Origin of the sequence: Thiocapsa sp. (genome assembly GCF_018399035.1) — a bacterium.
Classification (GTDB): domain Bacteria; phylum Pseudomonadota; class Gammaproteobacteria; order Chromatiales; family Chromatiaceae; genus Thiocapsa.
Map to the genome: position 1 here is coordinate 3,956,530 of NZ_CP073760.1, position 25,530 is coordinate 3,982,059.

The 25,530-nt window shown below is 64.1% G+C and carries 23 protein-coding genes and 1 pseudogene; 3 read left to right on the forward strand and 21 right to left on the reverse strand.

Annotation, left to right across the window (positions count from 1 at the left end):
- Window positions 1–20: 20 nt before the first annotated feature.
- From KFB96_RS18015 to KFB96_RS18025, 3 genes are read right to left on the reverse strand one after another with little or no spacing between them, the layout of a single operon-like run.
- Window positions 21–1,670 (reverse strand): diguanylate cyclase, encoded by a 1,650-nt coding sequence (locus KFB96_RS18015; RefSeq protein ID WP_213460222.1) that lies wholly within the window; start codon window positions 1,668–1,670, stop codon window positions 21–23.
- Between the two features lie 2 nt (window positions 1,671–1,672).
- Window positions 1,673–2,761: a uroporphyrinogen decarboxylase family protein gene (locus KFB96_RS18020; RefSeq protein WP_213460224.1), complete on the reverse strand. Its 1,089-nt coding sequence runs from the start codon at window positions 2,759–2,761 to the stop codon at window positions 1,673–1,675.
- A complete protein-coding gene (locus KFB96_RS18025) occupies window positions 2,758–3,411 on the reverse strand; it encodes a cobalamin-dependent protein (RefSeq protein WP_213460226.1) in 654 nt (217 codons plus the stop codon). Before KFB96_RS18025 ends, KFB96_RS18020 begins: the two co-directional genes overlap by 4 nt.
- Before the next feature lie 463 nt (window positions 3,412–3,874).
- Here KFB96_RS18025 and KFB96_RS18030 point away from each other — a divergent pair, with 463 nt between their 5' ends.
- The 3 genes from KFB96_RS18030 to KFB96_RS18040 all read left to right on the forward strand — a co-directional run bounded on the left by KFB96_RS18030 (window position 3,875) and on the right by KFB96_RS18040 (window position 6,911).
- Window positions 3,875–5,530: a tetrathionate reductase family octaheme c-type cytochrome gene (locus KFB96_RS18030; protein ID WP_213460228.1), complete on the forward strand. Its 1,656-nt coding sequence runs from the start codon at window positions 3,875–3,877 to the stop codon at window positions 5,528–5,530.
- A complete protein-coding gene (locus KFB96_RS18035; RefSeq protein ID WP_213460230.1) occupies window positions 5,530–6,183 on the forward strand; it encodes a cytochrome b/b6 domain-containing protein in 654 nt (217 codons plus the stop codon). The genes KFB96_RS18030 and KFB96_RS18035 overlap by 1 nt, the downstream gene beginning before the upstream one ends.
- A 380-nt stretch (window positions 6,184–6,563) precedes the next feature.
- Complete coding sequence (locus KFB96_RS18040; protein WP_213460232.1) at window positions 6,564–6,911, forward strand: GNAT family N-acetyltransferase; 348 nt, start codon at window positions 6,564–6,566, stop codon at window positions 6,909–6,911.
- A 293-nt stretch (window positions 6,912–7,204) separates the two neighbouring features.
- On the opposite strand, the gene KFB96_RS26950 is transcribed toward KFB96_RS18040, so the two are convergent.
- The 18 genes and pseudogenes from KFB96_RS26950 to KFB96_RS18125 form a co-directional block, all read right to left on the reverse strand.
- The gene (locus KFB96_RS26950) at window positions 7,205–7,837 is read right to left on the reverse strand and encodes an AAA family ATPase (protein ID WP_300971725.1); all 633 of its coding nucleotides are present in this window, start codon (window positions 7,835–7,837) and stop codon (window positions 7,205–7,207) included.
- 281 nt (window positions 7,838–8,118) lie between these two features.
- Window positions 8,119–9,351 (reverse strand): annotated as a pseudogene (locus KFB96_RS26955) (AAA family ATPase); the annotation flags it as partial.
- 4 nt (window positions 9,352–9,355) lie between these two features.
- Window positions 9,356–9,898, reverse strand: a complete 543-nt coding sequence (locus KFB96_RS18050; RefSeq protein ID WP_213459605.1) for a gas vesicle protein GvpH — start codon at window positions 9,896–9,898, stop codon at window positions 9,356–9,358.
- Window positions 9,899–9,981: 83 nt separating this feature from the next.
- The gene (locus KFB96_RS18055) at window positions 9,982–10,203 is read right to left on the reverse strand and encodes a hypothetical protein (RefSeq protein ID WP_213460238.1); all 222 of its coding nucleotides are present in this window, start codon (window positions 10,201–10,203) and stop codon (window positions 9,982–9,984) included.
- Window positions 10,204–10,407: 204 nt separating this feature from the next.
- On the reverse strand, window positions 10,408–10,758 hold the full coding sequence (locus KFB96_RS18060; RefSeq protein WP_213459609.1) for a gas vesicle protein: 351 nt from the start codon (window positions 10,756–10,758) through the stop codon (window positions 10,408–10,410).
- A 10-nt stretch (window positions 10,759–10,768) separates the two neighbouring features.
- Window positions 10,769–11,152: a gas vesicle protein K gene (locus KFB96_RS18065; RefSeq protein WP_213460240.1), complete on the reverse strand. Its 384-nt coding sequence runs from the start codon at window positions 11,150–11,152 to the stop codon at window positions 10,769–10,771.
- The gene (locus KFB96_RS18070) at window positions 11,139–11,354 is read right to left on the reverse strand and encodes a gas vesicle protein (protein WP_213459613.1); all 216 of its coding nucleotides are present in this window, start codon (window positions 11,352–11,354) and stop codon (window positions 11,139–11,141) included. The genes KFB96_RS18065 and KFB96_RS18070 overlap by 14 nt, the downstream gene beginning before the upstream one ends.
- Window positions 11,351–11,668, reverse strand: coding sequence for a gas vesicle protein GvpG (locus KFB96_RS18075; protein ID WP_213460242.1), 318 nt, complete (start codon window positions 11,666–11,668; stop codon window positions 11,351–11,353). Before KFB96_RS18075 ends, KFB96_RS18070 begins: the two co-directional genes overlap by 4 nt.
- A 73-nt stretch (window positions 11,669–11,741) precedes the next feature.
- On the reverse strand, window positions 11,742–12,506 hold the full coding sequence (locus tag KFB96_RS18080) for a GvpL/GvpF family gas vesicle protein (protein ID WP_213459617.1): 765 nt from the start codon (window positions 12,504–12,506) through the stop codon (window positions 11,742–11,744).
- 45 nt (window positions 12,507–12,551) lie between these two features.
- A complete protein-coding gene (locus KFB96_RS18085) occupies window positions 12,552–12,752 on the reverse strand; it encodes a hypothetical protein (RefSeq protein WP_213460244.1) in 201 nt (66 codons plus the stop codon).
- A 25-nt stretch (window positions 12,753–12,777) separates the two neighbouring features.
- A complete protein-coding gene (locus KFB96_RS18090) occupies window positions 12,778–13,173 on the reverse strand; it encodes a hypothetical protein (protein ID WP_213460246.1) in 396 nt (131 codons plus the stop codon).
- Window position 13,174: 1 nt separating this feature from the next.
- A complete protein-coding gene (gvpN, locus tag KFB96_RS18095) occupies window positions 13,175–14,173 on the reverse strand; it encodes a gas vesicle protein GvpN (protein ID WP_213459623.1) in 999 nt (332 codons plus the stop codon).
- Window positions 14,174–14,232: 59 nt separating this feature from the next.
- Window positions 14,233–14,988, reverse strand: a complete 756-nt coding sequence (locus tag KFB96_RS18100) for a hypothetical protein (protein WP_213501471.1) — start codon at window positions 14,986–14,988, stop codon at window positions 14,233–14,235.
- A gap of 167 nt (window positions 14,989–15,155) precedes the next feature.
- The gene (gene gvpA, locus KFB96_RS18105) at window positions 15,156–15,374 is read right to left on the reverse strand and encodes a gas vesicle structural protein GvpA (RefSeq protein WP_120798278.1); all 219 of its coding nucleotides are present in this window, start codon (window positions 15,372–15,374) and stop codon (window positions 15,156–15,158) included.
- Window positions 15,375–16,115: 741 nt separating this feature from the next.
- Entirely contained in the window at window positions 16,116–16,535 is a 420-nt protein-coding gene (locus KFB96_RS18110) for a response regulator (RefSeq protein ID WP_213460251.1), read from the reverse strand.
- Window positions 16,525–18,042, reverse strand: coding sequence for a PAS domain-containing protein (locus KFB96_RS18115; protein ID WP_300970436.1), 1,518 nt, complete (start codon window positions 18,040–18,042; stop codon window positions 16,525–16,527). The genes KFB96_RS18110 and KFB96_RS18115 overlap by 11 nt, the downstream gene beginning before the upstream one ends.
- Before the next feature lie 52 nt (window positions 18,043–18,094).
- Complete coding sequence (locus KFB96_RS18120; protein WP_213460253.1) at window positions 18,095–23,500, reverse strand: PAS domain S-box protein; 5,406 nt, start codon at window positions 23,498–23,500, stop codon at window positions 18,095–18,097.
- A gap of 111 nt (window positions 23,501–23,611) precedes the next feature.
- Window positions 23,612–25,351, reverse strand: a complete 1,740-nt coding sequence (locus tag KFB96_RS18125) for an EAL domain-containing protein (RefSeq protein ID WP_213460255.1) — start codon at window positions 25,349–25,351, stop codon at window positions 23,612–23,614.
- Window positions 25,352–25,530 lie beyond the last annotated feature (179 nt).

Genomic DNA, 25,530 nt, shown 5'->3' on the forward strand with positions numbered 1-25,530 from the left:
CGCGCCGGCTCCAACGGTCGTCAAGTCTTCCGGGGTCGACAGGGTCTGTGTTCGGAGACATCGGCAGCCCTGCCGTAGACCCGGACGCAGTTACGTCCCGCGGATTTCGCGGCATAGAGCGCTTGATCGGCACGATGGACGAGATCGTCGAGGTTCTCGACGCCCCCCTCGAACGTCGCCACGCCGATGCTCGCCGTGATCGGGATCGGCCCCTCCGTGGTTTCGATGTCGTGCTCGCACAGTGCCAGGCGCAGTCGCTCGGCGAGTCGTTCGGCCTCTCGAGCGCGGGTCCCGGGGCATAACGCCACCAGCTCCTCGCCCCCGTAGCGGGCCAGAATGTCCGACACGCGAACCGCGCGCAGCCGCTCGGCGATGGCCTTGATGACCTGATCGCCGACGCCGTGTCCGTAGGTATCGTTGACCTGCTTGAAGTGATCGATGTCGAGCATGATCAACGCAATGGGCTTGAAGTAGCGTTTGGCACGGGCAAACTCCACCTCTGCGAGCTCGGAAAAGCGGCGGCGGTTGAGCAGCGCGGTGAGGGGATCCGTATCGGCCAAGACCCGCACCTGTTGGAACAAGCGGGCATTGATATCGCGCTCGCGGCGCAGGCTCTGCTCGGTCTCTCGGAGCTTCACGAAGGCACGGGCGTTGGAAATGGCTAAACCACAGAGGTTGGAGATCGCCAGGCCGAGATTCAGATATTGATCCCGATAGGCCGGGAACGGAATCTCGCGTACCAGAATCAGCCCCAGGACAGCATCCCGGTAGTCGATCCTAAGGAAGAAACCGTTCCCGGACGGCATGATCAGATAGCCCTCGTGCAGCGCATCGAGCGCCTGCTGGAGATCGAGGCGGTCCTGCGGCCGCTCCTCGGCGGCGAAGATCTCCTTGACCCGCCCCTCCTCCACCTGCGCATACACTAGGTTGGTGCAGCCGAAGAGCATCGCGAAGAGCTCCTGAATCGCCGTGATCGTGGCCTCTTCGTCGGTGATGTGCGACAAGCGAACCAGCAGGTCGAAGGCCATGGCGTAATCGGCGACCTTGCGGTTGGCTTGTGCGAGGACCTCTTTGGTTTCCGCCTCCGCGGCGAGATTGCGCCACTTGGAGATCGCACCGGAAAGAAAGAGCCTTAGATAGTCCAATCCGACATAGCGGCTGCGGCACGGCAGACCCAGATACCGAGCCATCGCCTCGAGCTCTCCGAAGGCGTGCTCGTCGTTGCCCGTATCCAGGAGCAGAAGCTCGCGCGAACATTCGCGAAAAAACTCACCCGCCGTCTCGCGATCGAAGCCCATCTCGCGCAAGTGCTCGCGCCACTGCTTGATCCAGCCGGCGGTGACGAGATAGGCACCGGCTCGCGTCTCGAGGTCCAGGACATCGCTTCCCGCCAGGAGGTGAATACAGTGGTCGAGCTTCGCCAGGTGCACGCGGGGATCCAACGGCGCGGCATGCGTCTCGGCATCGCACCCGAGGAGCACCAAAGCGCCGCCGCAACCCTCGGGCGGTGGGTTCTCGCGTGCAGCGGCGAGGTTGCATCGTCCGGGACGCAGAGTGCAGACGGCGGGATACGCCTGGACGCGCACGCCCTGCTCGCCGAGGCCCGCCAGCGCGGTCTCGACATCCCGTCGAAAATGGCTGCAGACCCTCAGACAGAGCGTTTCCGGCACGGTCAGCTCCGGGGGCCCTTCGGTGACGGGGAGCTTGCGCGCTCGTCGGGGACAGCGAGCGGATAGGTTCCCCAGCGATGGGCCGCCTCGGAGATGGCCAGCAGCGTATCTTCCGGGACCTGATAGGGGATTTCGCCGTGGTTGTCGGAGAGGATGAATCCGCCGCCGTGACCGGCCGCAGCGATCGCCGCCTTGACCTGTGTCTCGGCCTGCTCCGCTGTCCAACGACGCATCTCCACACCGTTGAGGTTGCCGAGCAACGTCACCTTGCCGGCCGCACGGTGCTTGAGTGCGGCGAGATCGTCGAGCACGCTGATCCCGACGACCGCCGCGCCGGTGCGGGGGAGATCGTCCAGGATCGGCATGCAGCGCCCGGACGCGAAATGCATCGCCACCGGCCCCTTGATCCCGGCCAAGGTGCGCATCGCGACCTGAAGTCCGGTCCTGCGAAAGTGCTCGGGCGAGACGATGGTCGAGGAGGAGACCGGGTCGAAATAACAGATGGCCGTAGCACCCGCGGCCAACTGGGCGTTCGCCCATTCGATACAAAAGGCCTCGTTCAGACGCATCAGATGCTCGAAGAGGTCCGGCTGCTCGAACATGAGATTGAGATAGGCCTCGAACCCCATCTGCATCACCGGCACCGAGAAGGGCGACATGACCACGCCGATGATGGGGGTCTCGCCGCCGCCTGCCGCCTTCAGACCACGGGTGGTCTCCAGCACCTTGAGCAGACACGGACAATCGGCGACCCGCGGCGGCTCGAGCGTGCGGATCTGCTCCGGTATCCGAATGACGGGCCGGCCGGCATTGGGTGGGCCGTCGTCGGTATAGAGCACATCCCCGCCCCAGGCCTCGGTCTCGACCGAGGCATAGAAGAAGGTATAGAGGCAATCGTTGCGATACTTGCGCCGCAGCCGCAGTTGACCTTCGATCACGTACTCGGGCCGCGAGAAGTAGGTCTCGATGGAGAGTCCGAGCTCTTGGGCGCCGTGCATGGTGAGCAAGAGAAACAGCGGGACCCGGTCCGGCTCCCGATGGCCGAGCGTGGTCAGGACGCGTTCGAGCGAGGTCATGGGTCGAGCGCTCATGCGCGATGCTCCTTCGGCAGATTTTCAAGGAGCTTGCGCACCAGGGTGACGCCCTCGGCCGCGGTATTGGCCATGGCGTCGGCACCGACCTCCCGCCACAGCTCGGTGTCGAAACGAAAGGGCGCGCCACCCACTAGGATGAACGGACGACAACCGGCCCGATCCAGCGCCTCGCGAACCCTTTTGATGTGCAGCGCCGAGGGAAGCATCAAGACCGAGATCAGCAGCACGACGATGCCGTCGCGAACGACCCGACTGACCAGGGCATCGGCGTCGAGCGTACCGTAGTCCTTCAGCTCGTAACCGCTGGCGCGCAGGACCGAATACACCATGCGTTTTCCGAGCAGGTGATAGTCGTCGAGCACCGCGATCGCCATCGGAGGCTGATCCACCCGACGCGGATCGGAGGCAGGCAGGATGGCGTCGACCATCTCCTCGCACATCCGACCGCTCATATAGACCTGCGACAGAGAGACCTCACCGCACTCCCACAGGTCCCCGATACGCTCGAGGGACGGTACGACCAAGCGCTCGACGACATCGAGCCGGTCATCGGCCGCGGTCGGGCCGCCGAGCGCCCGCTTCGCCGCGACGCGGTCCATCGCCAGCAGTGCGTTGAGGAAGGTCTCGACCGGATCGGAATGTGTCATGGCTGCTTTCGCGACCTTTGGTGGAGCATCCCGGAGAGGGATCGCCGAGCACTCCGAGCATGAACGACCGGTTCGCCCGGCATGGCGTGACGTTCCGAGGGTGTTTCCGACATCTTACCGGAAATCGATCCTTTCCCCCCTCCCCGGGGATGACCTGACGGGAGCCGTTGCGAGCCGGACAGTTAGGGCGTCGGACGGGGCGAAAGGGTTTGTCTCGATATCGACGGCGGGGTTTCTGCGGGCACGGAAGGATTCTGCGCAGCATCGCACGAATCGTGCGCCCCGCTGCCCGGGAACCCGGGTGCGCTCGGTATACCATGAAAGTCATTGCGCCTCGTCAGGGAAAAGGTGACTCATCTGAACTAGTCTGCCAGAGCGTAAACGGGCGGGCGGTAGCGGTAGCGCATGTCCGGACCACGACCGGGCACAGACTCGGCCCCAGCTCACCTTCCGGAGCCACATCATGCGAGCCTCGATCGGCGCCATCGCCGGCTTTCTTTTAATTGCACTCTTCAGCGCAAGCTCCGGCGCTCGGGACACCTGGCCGACGCCGCCCGCCGCGGACGTTCAGCCTCCCCAGGTCTCCGGCCCGCTGCAGGGCGGCACCGCCGATCACACCAAGTTCGACCAGCTCAGAGGGCCGTTCAGCTCCGGGCCCGAGGTCACGGTCGCCTGTCTCGGCTGCCACACCGAGGCCGGCGATCACTTCATGCGCAACATCCACTGGACCTGGTCCTACACCAACGAGGAGACCGGCCAACAGCTCGGAAAGCGCTATCTCATCAACAACTTCTGCACCAACTCCCGCGGCAACGAAGGGATGTGCGCCCAGTGTCATGCCGGCTACGGTTGGAAGGACGAGAGCTTCGACTTCACCGACGAGACCAACATCGACTGTCTGGTCTGCCACGAAACCACCGGCACCTATTACAAAACGCCGAACAGCGACGGCAATGCGGCCTGCTCGGTCATGTTCGAGGGCAAGCCCCCGATCGACCTGGCCGCGGTCGCACGGAGCGTGGGCCTCCCGCAACGCGCCAACTGCGGGGCCTGCCACTTCAACGGCGGCGGCGGCGACAATGTCAAACACGGCGACCTCTCCACGGCCCTGACGAACCCGCCGAGGACACTCGACGTTCACATGGGTGTCGACGGTCTCAACTTCGCCTGCACCGCCTGCCACGTCACCAAGCGCCATGTCTGGGCCGGCAGCCGCTACCAAGTCATCGCCAAAGACACCGAGGGCACGGGCAAGCCGGGCCAGCGCAGCGACGTCGCCACCTGCGAGTCGTGTCACGGCCTCTCGCCTCATCCTGTGGATTCGCTCGCGGCCTTCAAGCTCAACGATCACGTGCAGAGCATCGCCTGCCAGACCTGCCACATCCCCGAGATCGCGCGCGGCGGTGTCGCAACCGCCGTGAGTTGGGATTGGCGCACCGCCGGCAAAACCCGAGACGGCGAGGGCTATCACGAGGAAGGCTACATCCAGGGCAACGGCGACCACCGTTACACCTACAAGTCGATCAAGGGCGATTTCGCCTTCGACGAAAACTTCCCCCCCAGCTATGGCTGGTTCGATGGGCAGATGCTCTACACCACCATCGACACCACATTCGACCCCCGGGCCGAGTCCATCGAGATCAATGGTTTCACCGGCTCGCGCGAGGATCCGAAATCCCGGATTTGGCCCTTCAAACGCATGCTGACTTGGCAGCCCTACGACAAAGGCAACGGCACATTGGTCTACACCCATTTGTGGGGCGAGGACGATGCCGCCTACTGGGGCAACTACGACATGGGCAAGTCGATCGCCAGGGGCATGGCCGACTTCGGGCTGCCCTATTCAGGTGAGTTCGGCTTCATCCAGACCATCTCATGGTGGCCGATCACCCACATGGTCGCACCCAAGGAGCAGGCGCTGGGTTGCGGCGATTGTCATACCCCGACCGGCAGCCGGTTGGCCTCGGTCGAGGGCGTCTACATTCCGGGCCGGGACCGTAACCGCTGGCTGGACATCATCGGGACGCTTCTGGTCGCCGGCACCTTGGGCGGCATCCTCATCCACGGTCTGGTTCGCTTCTTCTCGCCGTCCCATGGTTCCAAGGGAGAGCACCACTGATGGCCACACGCCGCGTCAAGATCTTCAGCCTGTTCGAGCGCTTCTGGCACTGGTCCCAGATGCTGCTCATCGTCACACTCTTGATCACGGGTTTCGGGCTGCACGGATTCCATAATGTCTTCACCTTCGAAAACGCCGTCACCCTGCATACCTTGGCCGCCGTCGCGCTGCTCCTGCTTTGGATCTTCAGTATCTTCTGGCTCTTTACGACGCGCACCTGGCGCCACTTCATCCCCTCCGCGGCGGGGATGTGGGGTGTGCTGCGCTTCTACAGCTACGGCATCTTCAAGGGCGAACGCCACCCCTACCGCAAGGCCTATTGGCGCAAGCACAACCCCTTGCAGGCGCTGGCCTACCTCATGCTCAAGATCGTGCTGTTTCCGGCGATCTGGATCACCGGGCTCGCCTATCTCTTCTATTTCGCGTGGCGCGACCTACCCCATGCCACGCAATGGCTCAGCGGCGTGGCGATGGTGCACACGGCGGCGGCCTTCATGATCCTGGCGTTCGTGCTCATCCATGTCTATATGCTCACCATCGGGCACTCCTTCCGCGAGCATGTGATGCCGATGATCAACGGCTTCGACGAGGTGGATCTCACGCCGGAGGAAGAGGCGTATCTGAGCAAGGATCAACCGGGAGACATACGGTGATCCAGGCTTCGGCGGTCGACGGATCGTACAAATCAATTCGCACCTACGCCTAATGCCGGGATCCAGACGGGTCCATCGGGAACCGGACAGGGACCGCGAGCCATCCTTTGATCGCACGCACGCCGTCCGGGGCGGTTTAGCCCAAGTTTAACACCCCATCACAAGACTCCTTTACTTTCATTGGCTTACGCCGAACGAAGTGGGTGAGTGGCACTACACACATGCCCTTCTTCGGGATGCGGGATCAGACAATCATTTTATGCACACCTCCCGGGGTGGGGTCGCTGCCCAGTGCCCGGATGATCGCCAGCTGCGCCGGTTCGGGTTGGGTGGCCTTGCGCACATGCAGGGCACGCCCGTCGGGACGGCGGAAGGTGGCGGTGCCCCGGCATTGGCCGGCGAGGATCGCGCTTGCCGTTCTTCGCGAGCATCCGAAGCAGGCGCCGCACTTCTTGGCGCGCTCGGAATTCGAGATCCTCGGCTGGAGCTTGGTGCGTTGGTTCAAACCGTTTTGCGAGCGACCGCGCAATGCGCATCTGAGCGTCTTCGTCGCGCCTGAATGGCGTCGCTACGGGTTGGGGCGGGCCTTGATCGAGGAAGCGGTGCAGTTCGCCGTCACGCACGGACTGACGGCATGGGTGTACGCCGGCGGAAGCGATCAGCGTGACTTCTATCGCCGTTGTCCGTCGGTCGAGCACATCAGCGACACACCCTTTCGAATGCGCTGAACAAACCGAGCTGCCGGAAACCATCCCCGTCAACCAAACCCGATCGCGTAGGATGGGTAGAGCGCAGCGAAACCCATCCTCCACCCACTTGGCGAATTCCGGAAAAGTCCATACACGTAGGTTGTGCTGACGATAGGAAGCACAACTTGCTCCGACGGTTGGTTGTGCCTCGCACGGCTCGGCACAACCTACGCCCTGTTGTTCAATATCTTAAACCGCGCCGACTCCAACGGTCGTCAAGTCTGCCGGGGCCGACCCCATCCAAAAACATCGCATACCGCGTTTGGCGCGGTTTAAAGGCGCATGCTGCTCAGCGCATCCGTCAGATCGGACATCTCGATACGGACCTCGATGTGCTCCGTCCGCGCGGAATCCGGCGGCCCGTCCAGGGACGATACGGCCCGCCGCACCGCCGCCAAGGCCGCCCGGTTGCAGACCGCGGAGACCTCCGCACCGCTGAAGCCGGCACTGTCTTTGACCAGCGCATCGACATCGATGGCTTCGCCCAATGGCTTGCCGCGCAGATGGACCTTGAAGATCTCCTGCCGGCTCTCGTCGTCCGGGAGCGGGATGCGGATCACCTGATCGAAACGGCCGGGGCGCAGGATCGCCGGGTCGAGCATATCCGCCCGGTTGGTCGCCCCCAACACCAGAACACCGCGCAGATCCTCGATGCCGTCCATCTCGGCCAGAAACTGGCTCAGGACCCGTTCGCCGACATGATTGTCGCTGGCGCTCCCGCCGCGTGCCGGTACCAGTGCATCGATCTCGTCGAAGAACATGATGCAGGGCGCGGCCTGGCGGGCCTTGTGGAAGATCTCGCGAACGCCGCGCTCGGACTCGCCCACATACTTGGACATGAGTGCCGGTCCCTTCACCGAGATGACGTTGACCTTCGTCTCGCTGGCCACCGCCTTGGCCAGCATGGTCTTGCCGCATCCGGGCGGCCCGTCGAGCAGGATGCCTTTGGGCGGACGGACACCGGCCTGCTCGAACAGCTCCGGATACTTGAGCGGCCAGGCCACCGCCTCTTTGAGCCGATCCTTGGTCTCGTGCAGGCCACCCACGTCATCCCAGGTGACGTCCGGGATCTCGACGAAGAACTCCCGCACGGCGGACGGCTCCACATCGTGCAGGGCGGCGAGAAAATCGCCATTGTGGATCTCGAGGGTCGCCAAACGCTCGTACGGGACGGTCCCGAGGGTCAGGTCCAGCTCGGGCATGAGACGCCTGAGACAGAGCATGGCGGCCTCGCGGCACAACCCCTGCAGGTCCGCCCCGACGAAGCCGTGGGTGACATCCGCCAGATGGCGCATGGAGACGTCCTCGGCCAGCGGCATGCCGCGGCTGTGGATCTCCAGGATCTCGAGGCGTCCGTCCCGGTCCGGGATGGGGATCTCGATCTCGCGGTCGAAGCGTCCGGGGCGACGCAGGGCCGGGTCGATCATGTTCGGCAGATTGGTCGCCGCGATGACGATGACGTTGCGCCGCTGGCTGAGCCCGTCCATCAGGGCGAGCAACTGGGCGACCACACGCTTTTCCACCTCGCCGAGGGTGCCTCGCGGCGCGGCGCGATGGCATCGATCTCGTCCAGGAAGATGATGCTCGGCCCCTTGGCCGACGCCTCCTCGAAGATCTTGCGCAGATGCGCCTCGCTCTCCCCGTAGAACTTGTGGATGACCTCCGGTCCGCTCACGGCAAAGAAGTTGGCCTCCGCCTCGTCCGCGATGGTGCGGGCGATCAGGGTCTTGCCGCATCCCGGTGGTCCGCGCATCAGGACGCCCTTAGGGGCATCGATGCCGAGCCGCTCGAAGAGCTCGGGATGGCGCAGCGGCAGCTCGATCATCTCGCGAATGCGCTGAAGTTGGGGCTTGAGACCCCCGATGTCCTCGTAGGAGATCGGGTTGTGCGCACCCGTGCTCGCCGACGCCTTTTGCCCCTTGGGTCCGCTGATCGTGAGCCGCGTCGTGGGGTTGATGATCACGGTGCCGCGCGGAGCGGTCGCCACGACGCGAAAATCGGTCGAGCGGCTCCCGAACAGGGTCACGCGCACGCGGTCGCCCTCGCGGACCGGCAGTCCGTCGAGCAGACTGCCGATATAGGGCAGATCGCGATCGGTGGGGGTCACCGTCGTCGGCGCCAGCGTAATGGTGTCCGCCGGGGCGTATGCGCTCACGCGCAGGACAACGAATTCGTCCAGGCCGGCGCCCGCATTGTCCCGACTGATGCCGTCCAGCTGCACCCGTCCCAGACCGCGGATGTCCTTGAAGGCCGGCAAGACCTTGCAGACCGCGGGACGCTTGCCTTCGACCTCGACGATGTCGCCGATCGCGACGCCCAGCCGAGCCATGTCGGCCGGATCCATCCGCGCGAAGGCACGCCCCACATCCTTGCTCAGGGCCTCCGAGACCTTGAGCCTCAGCTCATTGGATTCGCTCATAGCGCTACTCGTCCTTGGTTTCCGTATGTTCCGCGGCAACCTTCGGACAGTGGATCTCGATCACGCCGTTGTTGCAGGAGATGGTCGCGGCATTGTCGACGCAATGCGCAGGCAGCATGACCTCTTTGTAATAGGAGCGTTCGCCTTCCCCGGCACGCAGGGTGAGGATGTCGTCGGCGAGCTCCACCAGAACATCGGGGCTCGAAACCCCGGGCATCTCGGCAACCAGGATCACCTCGTCCGGCTCGTCGAAGATGTCGATGACGGGCTCGCGGACCTCCTGGACCACGGCGTGTCCGGTCGTCGCGTCGCGCTTGATGTTGCCGAAGGGCTCGACCTTGACCTCGTCGCGATCTCCGCCGAGACCGGTGCGTACGGTAAAGCCGTAGACCCCTTTGAAGTTGTTGCCTCCGCTCTGGACGTCGAAGTTGCCCGAGCGCTTGAGCTGCTCGCCCTTCTCGGCGAGATCGCCGAGCTTTTCGACCAGATTGGCGAGCCCCCCGAGGAAACCTTCGACGGAGCCGTCCCGGCCTTTGCTGTTGCTCATGGTTCCTGACCTCTCGAGTTGGGGGTTATCGAATGCCCGGTCACGCCTGTCGCTGCGCGGGACGCGGCGTCTACCGGATGCCCTCAAGTCTCGGACTCGGCGACTCCGTCCGATCCCACCGGTGTTCCGAGCGGATAGGCGACCCGGATGTCCGACGCAAGCCAGGGCGTGACGTCATGCAGCATGCCGAGGAAGAGGATGCCGACCTCGCCGGCTTGCAGGGTTTCGTTGATCCGTCCTGGTAGACCCGGGTCCGGGTCGGATCCAGGTCCATGCCCTCGATCAATCGCTCGATCTCGGTCCACATCTGCTCAACCGTGTGCACCCGTCGCCGCCATGCCTCGGCGCCGAAGGCGGTCCGGGTAGCCGACTGCACCGGCGTGCCGAGCGCTCCGAGGTCCACCAGGCTGTGGATCACGGGACAGTAGACGAGCGTCCGGGTCGAGCCCGGAACGATCTGAAGAGTCTCGGTGCGCTCGACTGGATCGGACATGATGGCGCGCGCTCCCTCAGATGACGGCCTCGGCCGCCGCGGCCTGCTTGACCAAGATGGACTCCAAGCGTGCGAGGCGGTCTTCGATGCCCGGCGTCGCCGCGGCGTCGGGCAGCGACGCGGCGGATGCTTGGGACGAGAGCCCCTTGAACATGGCGTTGTCGGACCACCAGTCGATGCCCATCTCGCGGGCCTTGTCGACCGAGCAGATGACCAGCCGCAGCTGGATCGTGAGCAGCTCGATGTCCACCAGCTTGATACGGATGTCCCCGGCGATCACGATCCCTTTGTCCAGGACACGTTCCAACAGATCCGCAACGCTGGTGCTGTTGGTTGAATGGGTGAGTGTAGCGCGCTGAACGGACATTCTTACATCCTCAAAAGAGCTTGCCGAGCGGACCCAGATCGAGATTCAAGTCCTGCTCCTCGAGTCCGAGGAGACGGCGCAGACGGTCGATCTCCTCGGACTGACGCATCAAGGCGAGCCCCAGCTGCTCGATCTCATCCTCGTCCAGATCGCCGCCGTCGACACGGCGAATCGCTTGGCGCTCGAGCAGCACATGAAGCAGCTTCACGACGGTCAAGACCAATTGACCCAGCCCCCGCTGCACACGTTCCGGATCGATATCGATGCGCCGGCCGGCGGCGGCCACCTTGGTCTCCAGAAGGTCCGCCAGCAGGTTGGCCTGCTGCAGGGTCGCCGTGTCGGGTGCCGCCGACGTCGCACCGCTTGGGACCTTGCCGGCTTCAGTGTCGGACATGGAGCATCTCCCGCTTCGCCGTCTCGACCGAGGTGATGACCAGTTGCAGGCTGAGATACAAGAGGTCGACATTTGCGACGGCAATGGTCAGCTCGCCGGAGACCACCGCGCCCTTGTTCAGGATGCGATCGAGCGCCTCGCACAGCGAGACCCTTTGGATCTCGTCCGTGAAGTCCTGCTGTTCGCCGATCGCGAGCATCATGATGCGTCGCCCTTGCCCGGAACTCCGGCATCGAGCCCTTTCGCATCGGTGTCGAGCTCCGCATCGGCATCGAGATCCTCGACATCCTCCCGGGCATCCAGGGCATCGAGCTCGTCGAGCAGGGCCTGCTCGCGGGTATCGAAGGTGTCGTCCGTGATCTCGCCTTGCTCCAAGGCGCGATAAAGGTCGCTCAAGGCGGCCATGATCTCGTCGCGACGCGCACGCTGCTCCGCGGTCGCGGACTTATGGATCTCCTCGAAGATCCAGATGATTCCCTTGATGGGCGCAGCTAGAAGATCGTCGACGATCAACACGGTTTACCTCCGAGGGGACCACCGTTGCACCATCGGCACCGCTGCGACCCCAATTGCAGAACAGATTACGCCGTCAGACCTGGATGTCCATCTCGACGAAGTTGTGGGGCGCCCAAGGTCCGTTGAAATCGAAGGCGTAGTTGTTGTCGAAGGGACGCGCGGCGTCAAGGACGGCCTGCTCGAAGCGCCCGGCGGCGTCGCGATCGACGAGACAGGCCAGATGCATGACCTCCTTCTCGGTGCGGCACTTATTGCGCTTGATCTCGCGGCAGCAACGGCGCATGACGGACTCGACCTGCTCCGTGTACTCCTCGCGATCCTGCTCCAGGAGACGTTCGAAGCTTCGCCCGAGCGTGATCATCTGATCCTGGGGCAGGTTGCCCCCGTCGCGGAAGAAATCGTCCCGCAGCTCCTGCAGCTCCGGATGTGCGCCGACGAAATACTCGAAGATGTTGGGGACGTCCCAGGACATGCGCAGCCCCATCTCCAGTCCGCCATCCACCCGTTTGAGCTGACTCAGAAAAGCGTCTTGGTTGTCCTTCAGGATGCGGATGATCGCGGCCTCGTCGTCGGCCAGCAAACCGAAGGCCGCGGGCAAGGGGGTGACCTCGCGCAGCAGGTGTTTGAGTACCTCCTGATGCGCGGCCATGTTACGCCGCTGGGGACGGATGCGCCCGCCCGAGAGATCGCTCACGACCGCGGCGACATACCCGTTTCCGACGGTGTAGACCTCGTTCTCGTCGAGCCCGATCCGCCCCAAGGACTGCTCGCCCCGATCGGAAATGATCGCGTAGATGTACCGACCCATTGCGGTAGTCTGTTGGCTTACCTGTTGCATCGTTGGATCTCTCGCTCAGGTGTCGGCGGGCGGCCCCACCCGGGCTCAGTTGGGATTGGCGACGATCGGTTGCGGTGGTTCGGGCACGACGAGCGTATCGGCCGGCGCCATCGACCGCAGTTGCCCCTCCTCGATGCGAACAGTCATCAGCGTCTTGCAAACGACGCATCGCAGGGGGCCCTGATAGGTCTCGTAGGCGCTGCCGAGCTCGATCGAATGGCCGCAGGACATACAGCGGATATTCATGTGGTGCACTCTTAAGCTGGTCGACTCAATAGCGGATCTTAACGGTCTCGTCGACCGAGGTTGCACCCGAGGTGCCCTGGCGCCCCACGCCGATGCGTTTGCCCCGTGCTTGAGCAGACGGCGGCGTCGAGCCGCGGCCGGAACCCGCCCGAGCATTACCCGGAAGATCTCCCGGCGCAACGGCTTCCACGCCGAGGATCTGCAGCAGTTGCTCCATCTCCGCGCCGATCTCGGCGCAACGCGCATCGATGGTGTCGACTCTCAGCATGGCACTGGCGCGCTCCTGGAGCCGCCGGTGGCGCTCGGTCTCGAGCGCGAACAGACGCATGTACAGCTTGTGCGGGGCACGCACATCGTCGGCCATGCCCGCGAGGGTCTTGATGTCCCGCACGCTGCGCGAGGGCTGGGTGAACTTGGACATCTCAAGCCTCCTTGTCGAGGCCCTTGGGCGCGACGATCTTGGGTCGGCGCGACCGGCCGCTGATGGTGGCGACGACGTCGTCGACCGGCGATTCGCTCAAGGCATTGCCGTCGCGGCGGACCTTGGCCGAGTCCATATCGAGGATGTCGCGGCAGATGTCGCGGAAAAAGCTGTTGCTCGAGCGGGCGCTGATCTTGCGATCCGCCATGATGCGCGCGATGGCGATGCAGGCGCGCAAGGTCGGGCGATGATGGTTGACGCTCTGCCCGCGCAGCTCGCGGACGATATCGACCACGATGGCGACCTCGCTCAGCGGCAGACCCGATTTGGCTCTGGTGACCTGGATCTCGGTCTCGCGGTCGTAGTGACTGATCTTCATGGTGATCATCCGGTCCATCAGGGCATCTTGGGTCTTGTGCGTACCCGCATACTCCTCCGGATTGGAAGTGAAGATGACCCGAAACTCAGGATGGACCTCGAGATATCCGGCGCCTTGCTGGCGACGGTTGGGGAGATTCAGGATGCCCTCGCCGAGGATACTCAGAAAGAGGTTGTTGACCTCCGGGCGGGACCGGTTGAACTCGTCGTAGATCAGGGTCTCGCCGTTGAGGCAAGCGGTCGTCACCCGGTTGTCGATCCAGAAGGTTCGAACCTCCTCCTGGGTCTTGACCACGGAGTGAATGTAATTGTCGACCAGGGTGTTGCGCCGGTAGCCGTTGTCCTGGCCGACCAGATCGGAGAGCCCCAGCTCGTCGTTGCCGTGAATGAGCTTGACCGGACGGCCGCGCTTCGCCGCGGCATGGAAGGCCAAGGTGGTCTTGCCTGTTCCCGCGGGGCCTGCGAGATGGACGGGGTAGCCGGCCTGCAGATAGGCGGATGCCCGCTCCGCGAGCGCTTCGACCGACGGGGTGCAAACGAAGGTCTCGCTCGCCTCGGGTTGCACGTTGTCGTTGTTCAAGGCGGAGACCTCGCTGGCATCTTGCAGGGGTTGGGCGCTCATGTGTCTTGTCCTGGCATCGATTGGGCACGGGGCCTCCCGGACCCCGTGCAGTGGTGGATTCACAGAGGCTCGCCCGGTCGTGCCGGGTCAGTCCGTCTTGGATCCCTCGTCCCTGGCCCGAGCCGTTTTCGGCTCCGGCTAGCCGGCTTGTCCTGCGGCTTGGCCATCGACTCGACGGGGTCGCCCGGCTGCTGCGCCGCCTTGGCCATCGGCTTGGCCGGCGCCTTCGGACGGACCACGGGGGCAGGCGGCGGCGGGGCCTTCGGCATGCCGCCACGCCAAGCCTCGCGCGCGGAGGCGCGTTCGCGACTTAGATCATCGACCAGTTGAATGGTGTCGCGCCTGAGTCCCGTGACGGCATCGACGATGTCGGACACGAAGGCCTCTCCGGCAGCCCGTACCTCGGTGGCCATCTCGCCTCTGGTACGGCGGAAACCATCCTGCAGTTGCGCAACATCCTCGCGCATCGCGGCATTTTGACTGGCCCGTTCCGCACGCGCCTCGGCGGCCGACTCGATGAAGGCCCGGCGACCCGCTTCGCGCTGCGCGGCGGCCTCGACACGGAGATTGGCGACATCGGTGCCTAGATGGGTCATGAAGGCGTTGCGGTCCGCCCGGTTGGACTGCGCCATCTCGGCGAAATCCGCGCGGAACCGGCTCTGGAGTGTCTCGACGCTGTCCTTCAGGTCGGTCATGAAGGCGAGTGCGCTGGCCGAAATCTCCTCGCGAGTCTCGGCGATCAGGGTATGACGGTTGGTGCGGTCCGATGCGATCTCGTCGCGCAGCCGCCCCATGTCTTCGGTAAATTGGCCCATGGTATGCTCCTTGTATCAGGTTGCGGAATCCGACCCCGAGCAAGCGGGTCACCGCGCAACCCGACGACCGGGCTCGGCGTGGACGGCCGCCTGACCCGGCGGGAGATGCCGCCTCGGGCGATTCCCCGAGCATGAGAGCGGCATCTCCCGAGGTGCTAGCCCCTAAATCAAGCCGGAGCAGCTGCCGGAGCGGTGAGGCCGATGGCCTCTGCATACTTGAGGTAGGTTTCGACGGAGGCGATCACCACACGGGCTTCAATCGCCAACAGCTCGATGCCGACCAGGGAGACCTTCACCCACGCGTCGATCACGATGCCCTTGTCGAGGATCCGGTCAACGACTTCGGCGAGACTGGAGGAGTCGGTGGAGTTTGCTACTTTTGCCATGATCTCAGTCCTAATAAAAGAGTCTGGACGAATACACTGATGTGCGTTGTAAGCGAACCCGGCAGGCCTGGGTCGAATCCCGAGCTCCCTTTACCCCGGCCCCAACGAAGTCGCTCAGTCATCGGATACCCTCGATGATCCTTGCGACTCCTCGTTAGGCGTCCTGCCTATCGGGTTGCTTGATTATTATAGAGCATACGCCATGCCAGAATTCCCAAGGCCAACGCAGATTATTTATAGACTTGAAAAGCAATGGGTTGCTCGTTTTGATTGGCTGCGCATTTGGTCATTCGCTCGATTGAAGCAATAAAAGTATGGAGCAGAGACCATAGTCATGGCGGCTGCTCCATAGACAGGATGCGCCACACCAAGCATTTCGAGGGTGCGAATTATCAATCGAGATCAAGGGATTGCGAATTATCAACAGGAATCATGACGGCGACTGCGTCTGTTTAAACCGCGCCCAGTGCGGTATGCGATGTTTTTGGATGGGATCGGCCCCGGCGGATTTCAGAACCGCTGGAGCCGGCGCGGTTTAAAGTATTAAAAAATATAAAATTTTAAACCGCGTCCCCCGCTAAAGGTCGTGGATTCACCAAACTTCGAGCTCACTCGAAAGTGAGCATCTCGCTCTGGACGCGGTTTAAGAGCCACAGGTTCGCGATTCTTTCCGTGATGAATCGCGGGCTTCAACGAATCGATGAGGCAGGATTCAAATCGCTGGCGACGTGGCCGGGTTTTTTATACGCGGGGCCACGACAAGGCGATGCGATCGATGATGTCGAGGATGTCGCGATGCAGAAACGGCTTGGCGACGAAGTGTTGGATCATGTCGGTCCGAATCAACTCTTCGACCGTCGGACCGTCGGCAAAGAAATACCCCGAGATCATCACGATCACCGGTTCTTCCAAGTGCTGCCGGAGCTGACAGGCCAGGGTCGTGCCGAGGATATCCGGGAGCTTGGCATCGACGAAGACGACCCGATAGCGGTTGCGACGACACAGCTTGATCGCCTCTCGCCCGCTGAGCGCGTGATCGACGGGGAAACCTCTGCATGCGATCAGACGCCCGAGGATCCAGTTGATCGCAGGCTCGTCGTCGACGGTGAGGAAGGTCGGGGGCTGCCCGTCCATCACGGCAGGGCCGGGCTTACGCCTCATCACTGCACGGCGGTTCCGCCAAGGGCAGGCGGACGTGGAAACAGGTTCCGACGCCGACCTCGCTTTGCACGTCGATCCGTCCGCGATGCTGCTCAATGATCGAATAGCAGATGGACAGACCGAGCCCGGTGCCCTGCCCGATCGGCGAGCGAGTATAGAAGGGATCGAAGATCCTGAGGAGGTCCGCCGCGTGGATGCCGACCCCGGTGTCGCTGAGAAGCACCGAAACCTCGTCGCCGTCTTGGTCGACCTCGATGGTGAGCCGGCCGCCCGCAGGCATGGCCGCAATGGCATTGAGAAAGAGATTGATGAACGCCTGCTCGAGCAGACTCGGCACACCGCGCGCCCACAACGGCCGATCGCCGACCTGCATCTCGACCTCGATACGCGCGATCTGCGCCTGATGGCTCACGACCGAAAGGGCCTGCTTCAGCAGGGCAAGCGGCTCCACCAGGGTCATCTTCTCCACGGCGCAAGGGCGCGCAAAGCGCAGGAGATTCTCGATGATCTCGGATGCCTTGCCGACACCTGCGATCGTCTTCTCGACACATTCGCGTTGCAGCTCCGGCTCCAAGGAGTCGTCAAGCAGAAACTGGGCCGCCGAGGAGCAGACCGCCAGCGGGTTGCGGATCTCATGGGCGATCCCGCCCGCCATCACGCCCAGTGCCGCCAGCTTCTGGGACCGCAGCAGCTCGGACTGCATCCGGTAGCGCTCGGTCAGATCACGACCCGCCGCAACCATCCCGATCAGGGTTCCGTCCTCGCTCGACATGGGCGCGATGGTCCAGGATACGGCGAGCCCCTCACCCGATGCCGTGCTCAGCGTCCACTCCTCGTTCAGACTGCCCGGCAACACCGTCGCCCGGGACAAGGCCATCTCGACCTCCGGGCGTTCCGTCTCCGGAAAGAGCTCCGAGAATCCGCGGTGCATCACGACGTCCGCCGGGTAGCCGGTCAAGCGTGCGGCCGCGCGATTCCAACTGAGGATACGCCCGTCGGTGTCGGTGGAGACCAGGATATCGCTCGCACTCTCGACCACGCTGGCGAGATGACGCTCGACACGCTGGATATCCTTGCTGAGACGCTCCTGCTCGGTGATGTCCTCCATCAGAAACATGGCATGCGCGACCTTGCCCTTCGCCGGCAACGGCAACGCCCGAAAATAATAGGTCCGCATGGCCATCCCCGGGGCACGGAAGGTAATCCGCCGGGAGGCGCTCTGCTCGCTGTTCACGAAGACACGTCGTACGCAGTCGAGGATATCGGTCCGCTCGACGATCGCCGCAGGAAAGACCTCCTCGAAACGCCGACCGATGGTCTCCGCGTCGGTGCGATTGCCTTTTCGCAAAAAATTGCGGTTGGCCATCACGATACGCAGACGACCGTCCACCACCAGGATCGATGACGGGATGGCGTCGAAAAGGGTTCGAAACATGATTCCACCGAGCGGCCGCGGATGATCGGGATCGTCCGCGACCGTTTCAATCCAGTGATCGGATTTCGTCATCGATGGCTCCAACAAAGAAATGTAAAGAGATCCCCGTCGCATCCCTCTAGGGTCAGGAGCCGACTCGGGCGCTCACCTCCGCGATCGCGGCGCGAAGCGCGCCGTGATCGATGGGTTTGCGCAGCACGCGCGGCGCGTCCGGCAAGGCCTCGAGCGAGAAGGCCGACGGGGTTTGGCCGGTCATCAGGATCACCTTCAGATCCGGAAACGCTTGCGCCAGCGCGGCGCACAGGGCAGCGCCGTCGAGAACGGGCATCGCCAGATCCGACAACACCAGGTCGAAGTCGGCATCGCGTCGCAAGCGATCGAGGGCGTCTTGGCCATTCTCGGCGAACGAGACCAGCATGCCGTCCAACATCAGCAATCGCCCGACCGAGTCCCTGACACGCGGGTCGTCGTCGACGACGAGGACCCGCAGCAGGGGCTTGGTCGAAGGCGCGTTTGACGACGCTGTCAGGTCGAGCTGCTGGGATTCTTGGTGGTCGATCGGCATCAGGAGACGAAACTCGGTGCCCCGACCGACCTGCGAGGAGACGGCCAGACCCGCACCGGAGCGCATGACGAACTCCTGCACCATGAACATGCCGAGCCCATGCCCGCGTTGTTTGGCCTTGGTCGAGAACAGCGGCTCGAAGAGCCTCTCCAGGACCTCGTCGGCCATCCCGCAGCCGGTGTCGACAACGCGGATCTGGACGTACTCGCCCGGATCGAGTCGACCGACCGCCAGCGGGACAGGGGCATCCCACGCGACGGTCCGTGCGGCGATCAGCAGATCCCCGCCATCGGGCATCGCATCGCGCGCGTTCAGGACGAGGTTCAGCAACGCGGCCTGGAGGAACGCGGAATTGCTCATGGCCGCGAGTCCGGGCTCGAGATCCAGATTGAGGTTGATCTTGGCCGGGAGGAGCTGTCTCAGGATCGTCACCAGCTCGCGAATCGTCTTCTCGAGCGCCACGCTCTCCGGCACGATGCCGCCTGCGCGACTGAGCGAGAGCATGCCCGAGGTGACGACCTTCGCTTGACCGAGCGCACTCTGGGTCTCTTCGATGACCTGTGCCACCTCGGGGTCGCCCTGCTCGCCGCTCAGGATGGCTTCGAGATAATAGAGGTTGGCGTCGATCACCCCGAGCAGGTTGTTGAAGTCGTGCGCCACGCCGCTCGCGAGATGACCGATGGTCTCGCGCTCCTTCGCGCCGATCAGTGCGGCCTGAAGTTGCTCTTCGTAGTGCGAAGCGACGATGCGCTGACCGATCAGCCGAACCAGTTCTCGGTCCGGACCCGACAGCGCGCGAAAGTCGGCGCGTCCCCAAAACCTGATCACCAGGGCACTGGCCCGACCGCCGGGTCCGGTCCACTGCAACGCCATGCGCACACAGGAGACGTAGCCTGCCTGCCGAGCCCCTTCGGGCAGCTGCGAGCCGACCAAGATGTGCGGGATACCGGGCTCCTGCGCGTCCGCGTCCAGCCCGACGCAGGCCGCGGGGACAGACCCGACTTGCGATCCATCGGCGTGCGGATAACGGGCGACCGCGCGATAGGTCCGGTCCGCTCCGATCGCTCCGATGTCGGCGGCAGCCATACCCAGCCCCTCGCACCCCATCTGCAGGAGGGCGCGAAGCTCCTCGCTCGCCGGCAAGGCCCGGCTGGCGAGATCGACCAGCGATTCCAGGTTCTTGGTGTAGTGCAGCAGCACCGCCTCGAGCTCGCGCTTGCGCTCGGTCGCGGCCTGAAACTCGGTGATGTCTTCGACCATCCCGAGCGCCATGGGCCGATCCTCGGCCCGACCGGGCAGCAAGACGACCCGCAGATCACCCCACGCCATCGTCCCGTCGGCCTTGCGATAGCGCTTGGTCATGCGGTAGAGGTTGCGTTGTCCCGCCGCAAGCTCCCGAAACAAGTCAAGCTCCGTCGTCACATCGTCCGGACAGGTGAATTCGTCGAAGTGCATCCCGAGCAGATCCTGCGGGGCATAGCCGAGAAACTCGCCGAGCGCGCGATTGGCCAGATGCACTCGCCCGTCGGGATCCGCGATCGCGATCCCGATGGGCGCATTCTCGACGACCGCGCTCAGACGGGCCTCGCTTTGCTCGAGCTGCTCCTGTGCCCGATGCCGCTCGGTGATATCGACATCCGTGCCACGGTAGCCGAGCAGCGTGCCGTCCTCGGCGACGACCGGAACGGCGTTGCTCAGGACCCAGATCGTCGAGCCGTCGGCGCAACGGATGGGATTGACGAGGTCGGTGAAGTGATCCAAGCGCGCGAAACCCGGCATGACCTCGGCCTTGACGCTGTCCCGCAACAGCTCGGGCACCAGATCGAAGAAGTGCTTCCGGTCGACCAGCGCCTCGCGGCGGTAGCCCCAGACGGCCTCGACCGCCGGACTGAGATAGGTGTAGAGACCTTCGGCGTCGACCTCCCAGCTGACGATCCGGCTCTGCACCGCGAGCTGGTCATAGCGCCGGTTGCTGTCGCGAAGCTCCGAGTAGCTACGGGCGCGCTCGAACGCGCTCACCAGGATGCTGGCAAAGACCCGCAGGAAGCGGACCTCCGCCTCCGACCAGTCCCGCGGCGCCTGCACCGCATCGAAGCCGACGAAACCGATCAGGAGATCATTCTGCAGCAGGGGCACCAGCACGACCGACAGGATCGCTTGGAGATCAAGGACCTCGCGCTCCCTGGCCCAGGCGTCCGGGAGCTCCGCCACCCGCGGGACGACAACGGCCTGTCCGGACTCGAGGAGCTGCATCGAGGCGGAGAAGTGCTCGATCGGCATCTGCTGCAGATGCCCGATCATCGGCTCGATCCCCGGGGCGACCCACTCATGGCTGTTGCTCATGGTGTCGGCAACGCGATCGAATCGGAACACATAGGCCCGATCGGATCGGGTTAAGCCGCCGAGCCGCTCGAGGGTTCGGTTGACCAGCGGGTCGAGATCCTCGTCGTAGACCTCGACGAAGGCCGAGGCCAGCCCGAGCAGCTCGCGCTCGAGGGACTCGCGCCGCATCAGCTCGATCTCGGCCTCTTGGCGGACGGTAATATCCTCGTGGATACCCGCCATGCGCAGCGGCCGACCGTGCGCGTCGCGCGCCGAGACGCGCCCCTGATCCTGCACCCAGATCCAACGGCCGTCGTCGTGCAACATCCGCAGCTCGCAACGGTATTGGTCGGTCTCGCCGCCGAGATGCCGCGCGACCGCGCTCTCGGACCTCGCGAGATCCTCGGGATGACAGAACATCCGCCAGGTCTCGATCGTGGTCGGCTCGAGATCCTCGAGGCGGCGGCCGATCATCTCGGCCCAGCGCGGATTCACCGTCAATGCATTGGTGACGAGATCCCACTCCCAGGTCCCGACCTGTGTCCCTGCGATGATGTCGGCGAGACGGCGACGCTCCTCCGCCAGCGCCGACTCGGCGGCCTTGCGCTCGGTGATGTCTCGCCCGATCCCGACGATCGCGTCGACGCGGCCCTCCGCGTCGAGCACGCCGCGGTCGACCCATTGCAGCCACCGCCAACCCAGCGCCGTCTCGGCGCGTTGCTCGATCCGACAGGTGTAAGGCGGGTTCTGCAGCGTACGCATGGCCTCCGCCGTGTGTTCTCTGTCCTCGGGGTGGACGCGCGGCATGAAGTGATGGCCGATCAGCTCGGCCTCGTCGCGACCGAAGAGCCTGCAATAGGAGGGGCTGACATACGCGAATCGACCGTGCGCATCGGTGCGGACCACCAGATCGTCGATGTTCTCCACGACCAGACGATAGCGCTCCTCCTGCGCCCGCAAGGCATCCTCGACCGCGCGCTGCGAGGTGATATCGAGGGCAGCTCCGGAGAAACGCAACGGTGTTCCGTCATCGGCGAAATACGCTCGACCTTCCGCGCGGAGAATCCGCTGCACGCCGTCGAGACCCTGCACCCGATGCTCCACGGCAAAAAGACCATCGGGGCGGGTGAGGACGGCCTCCATTGCCGCCCGGACGCGCACGCCATCCTCCTCGGGCAAGACCGCGTAAAACGCCTCCAGGCTCGGCGTGACGGCGTCGGGCGCATACCCGAGCAGTCGAAACGTCTCGACGTCCCAGGCGAGCCGGCCACTGACGTAATCGAAGTCCCAACTGCCGAGATGCGCGATTGCCTGCGCCTCGCGCAGCGACGCATCGCTCGCGGCCAACCGTGCGAAGCTCTCGGCGAGGCCGTTGGCCATGACCCCGAAGGCGTCGATCAGTGTCCGTCCTTCGGCCAAGAGCCCGGGCGACGGGATGGGCAGGGTCTCGCCCGCGACGACCCGAGCGGGCACCTCGGCAGCGATCTGCACGAGCTGCTTCAACGGACGCACCAGCAGCACGGCGAATCGGTCGGCCAGCAGGATCGCGATCCCGGCGATCGCCAAGAGGAGCGTCAGCAGACGCAGCACCGTGCGCTGCAGCTCCTCGATCAGCGGGGCCGCACTGAGCTCGATCGACAGACCCGCGCCCACTGTCGGGTCGGTAAGCGGCAGGATCATGCGATAGCGCGCCTGCCGCCAGAGCGCCATCCGCGAGGGATGCCAATCCTCCGGCACGAGGATCATCAAATCCTCCGCCGCGGTTCGGGCGACGCGCCGCTGCGACGCACCCGCGGTCGGCCCGATGCCCCCGAACAGCCCGATCGGACGCACCTCGAGCTTGGCGGAATCGGGCAGTGTGTTGCCGAAGAGCCGGGTCATCTCCTGTACATGGCTCAGGATCCGGGCCGCTTCGCTCGTGGTTGCGGGTGGGGCCCTGCCGAGATCGTGAATGGCGAGCACACCGAAAATCCTCAGACGATCGGCGAGATCCTGCTCCAAACGGTCCTTGAGATCACGATTCTCCCAGGCAACAAGGAAGATCGACGGCAGCAGAAACCCCAAGAGGAAGAGCGTGAACAACACCTCTCGTGTCGAGAGGCTGCCCGGGCGACGTCTCGCCGCGGCGACGACCATGATCACCAGCCCCGCCAAGGCCGCGTTCAGGATACCGTTCAGGGACTGCTTGACCGCGACCACCAGGGTCTGGTGCCAGACCATCCCCATGACCAGACGATAGAAGAGCAGAACCAGGGGGACGCCGAGCAAAGCCCAATAGAGCGCCACCGAGAGACCGAGCATCGGCACCTCGCGGGCGCGTCGTCGCGCGTGATCCCGATGCCAGCCCACGAAGGCCGCCTCGGCCAGAAAAATCAGCAACGCGAAGGGATGACCCCAAAGGAAATAGGTATAGACACCGGAGGCGGCGGCGACGATCAGGCCGGCACGGGTCCCGAGCCAGACAATGGCCAAGAGCACGGCCACGGACCCGAAGAGGATGTCCAGACCGAAGAAGAGCGTGAGGTTGAAATGGTTGCCGGCCAGGGCGAGCACGGCCAGCAGGAGCGTGAGGGCAACGGTGTGGACCCGACTCATGGCAGCGCCGGGGCTAGCCGGGTCGGCGAGGCTGGACGGCTGTTTCACTCCTGTCGCTCCGCATTTGCTTGTTCTTGCACCTTTCCCTAGCGACATCCGGGATGCCCATGCCCTTGAGGGCCGGACCGAGCGGCCCGGCGCTACGGGACCGCGGCGCGGTCATCGCTCTGCGGATCCTCGACCCGCTGCGGACCCGGCGGGCGCACCGCCCGACTCGCGCTGATCCGGCCCACCGATCAAACGCTCGAGCGTCGCTTCGAGGCGTTCCGGGGCAATCGGCTTCTGCAGAATTGCATCCGCACCCAAGACTCGGCACATGTCCAGGACGTTGGTGTGGTGCCCGCGGACCACATCACCGCTCACCGCGACGATGCGCGTCGAGGGCGCGATTTGGCGCATCCGCTTGATCACCTCGAACCCGTCGAGCTCCGGCATATAAATATCGACAATCAGCAGTGCAGGGGCCGCGTCTTCGCAGAGCTGCAATGCGGTGCGTGCATCCGTGAAGGTCTCGCAGCGGTAACCCCAGGCCGTCACCATGCGTGCGATGGCATGCAGCATGCGTTGGTCGTCATCGACGACCATGATGGTTCGCCCGATCTCGCCCCCGTTGATGCGCCCGGTCGGCTCGCTCGGCACGAGCGAAGACTCCGGCTCCGGGTCCGGGTCCGGGTCCGGGTCCGGGTCCGGGTCCGGGTCCGGGTCAGGTTTAGACCCGGGTTCGGAATTGGCATCCGTCTTCGGCACGGAGAAGTTGCTCGCCAGCAACTCCGCTGTCATGGGCTTTCCGAACAGATAGCCTTGCGCGAAATCGACGCCTGCTTCAAGCAACAAGCGCCGCTGCGCCTCCGTCTCCACCCCTTCGGCAACCACCTGCAGCTCCAGCGTCTGACCGAAACTGATCATGGCGCGCAATAATTTCAGCGCTTTCGGTGAATCGAACATCTCCGAGACGAACGACAGATCGATCTTCAACGTGTCGAACGGGAGCTCGGCGAGCGCCCGCATCGAGGAATAGCCGATCCCGAAATCGTCGATCGCCAACGACACGCCCATCAGATGGATCTGAGCCGCCACGCTGCGCACGATGTCGGGATAGGCGGTTGCCGCGCTCTCGGTCATCTCGATCTTGACGGCGCAGATTCCCCCGAGCCCGTCGACCAAGCGGCGCACCAAGACCAAGGCCCGTTCCTGCTGCAGGATCAGCGGCGAGAGGTTGACCGCGATGAAGGTCAGACCCGACGCGGCAAGCGTCTCGCGCGACTCGATCAGGCGCTCGAACAGGGTCTCGGTGACCTCGTAGATGAGCCCGCTCGATTCGGCGAGCGGAATGAACTCGCCCGCACCGAGGATCTGTCCGCTCGGCAGCCGCAGGCGCGCGAGCACCTCCGCGCCCTTCAACCGCCCGTCGGCCGGCGCGACGATGGGTTGAAAATACGCGACGATACCGCCGCTCCGGATCTGCCATTCCAGATCCTGCCGAGTGATGCCGGCCCCGGCTTGCGGGTCTTGGTGCGGCCTTTGCGATGCCGCCTTGACGCCCCTCTGCAGGATTGCGGGAAGATCTTTCACCATCCGGGACTTGGAGACCGCCCCGAGGACCTCGATTCCGGTCGAGCGGGCGATGCGTCGCGCGGTATCGAGCAGATCGTCGCCATGTCCGGAAAGGAGAACGAGGGGAATCCCGGGGTGGGTCTCCGACAGCCAGTGGATGACATCGATGCCGTTCTCCCGGCCCAGACCCAGATCGAGGAGGACAAGCTCGGGGGAATCGGACGCAAGCGCGGCCTTAAAGGAGGCGATCGACACGTGGAAATCCACGGCATGCCCGAACCGCTTCAGGAAACGTCCCAGAACGGCCTCGATTCGAGGATCGTCATCGAGACAGATCAAACGCATGGTGACTCTCCTTTCGGGACAAGACGTCGATCCCGACTCCTCGCCTATTCTCGGGCGATGGCAGTGCACCCGGCGGAGTCAAGGCGCTTCGAGACAATAGGGCATTAGGCCAAGCCAAACTCGATTGCTGCAAGTAAAGATTTATGAAGGGTTACCTGATTAAACCGCGTCTCCGCAAA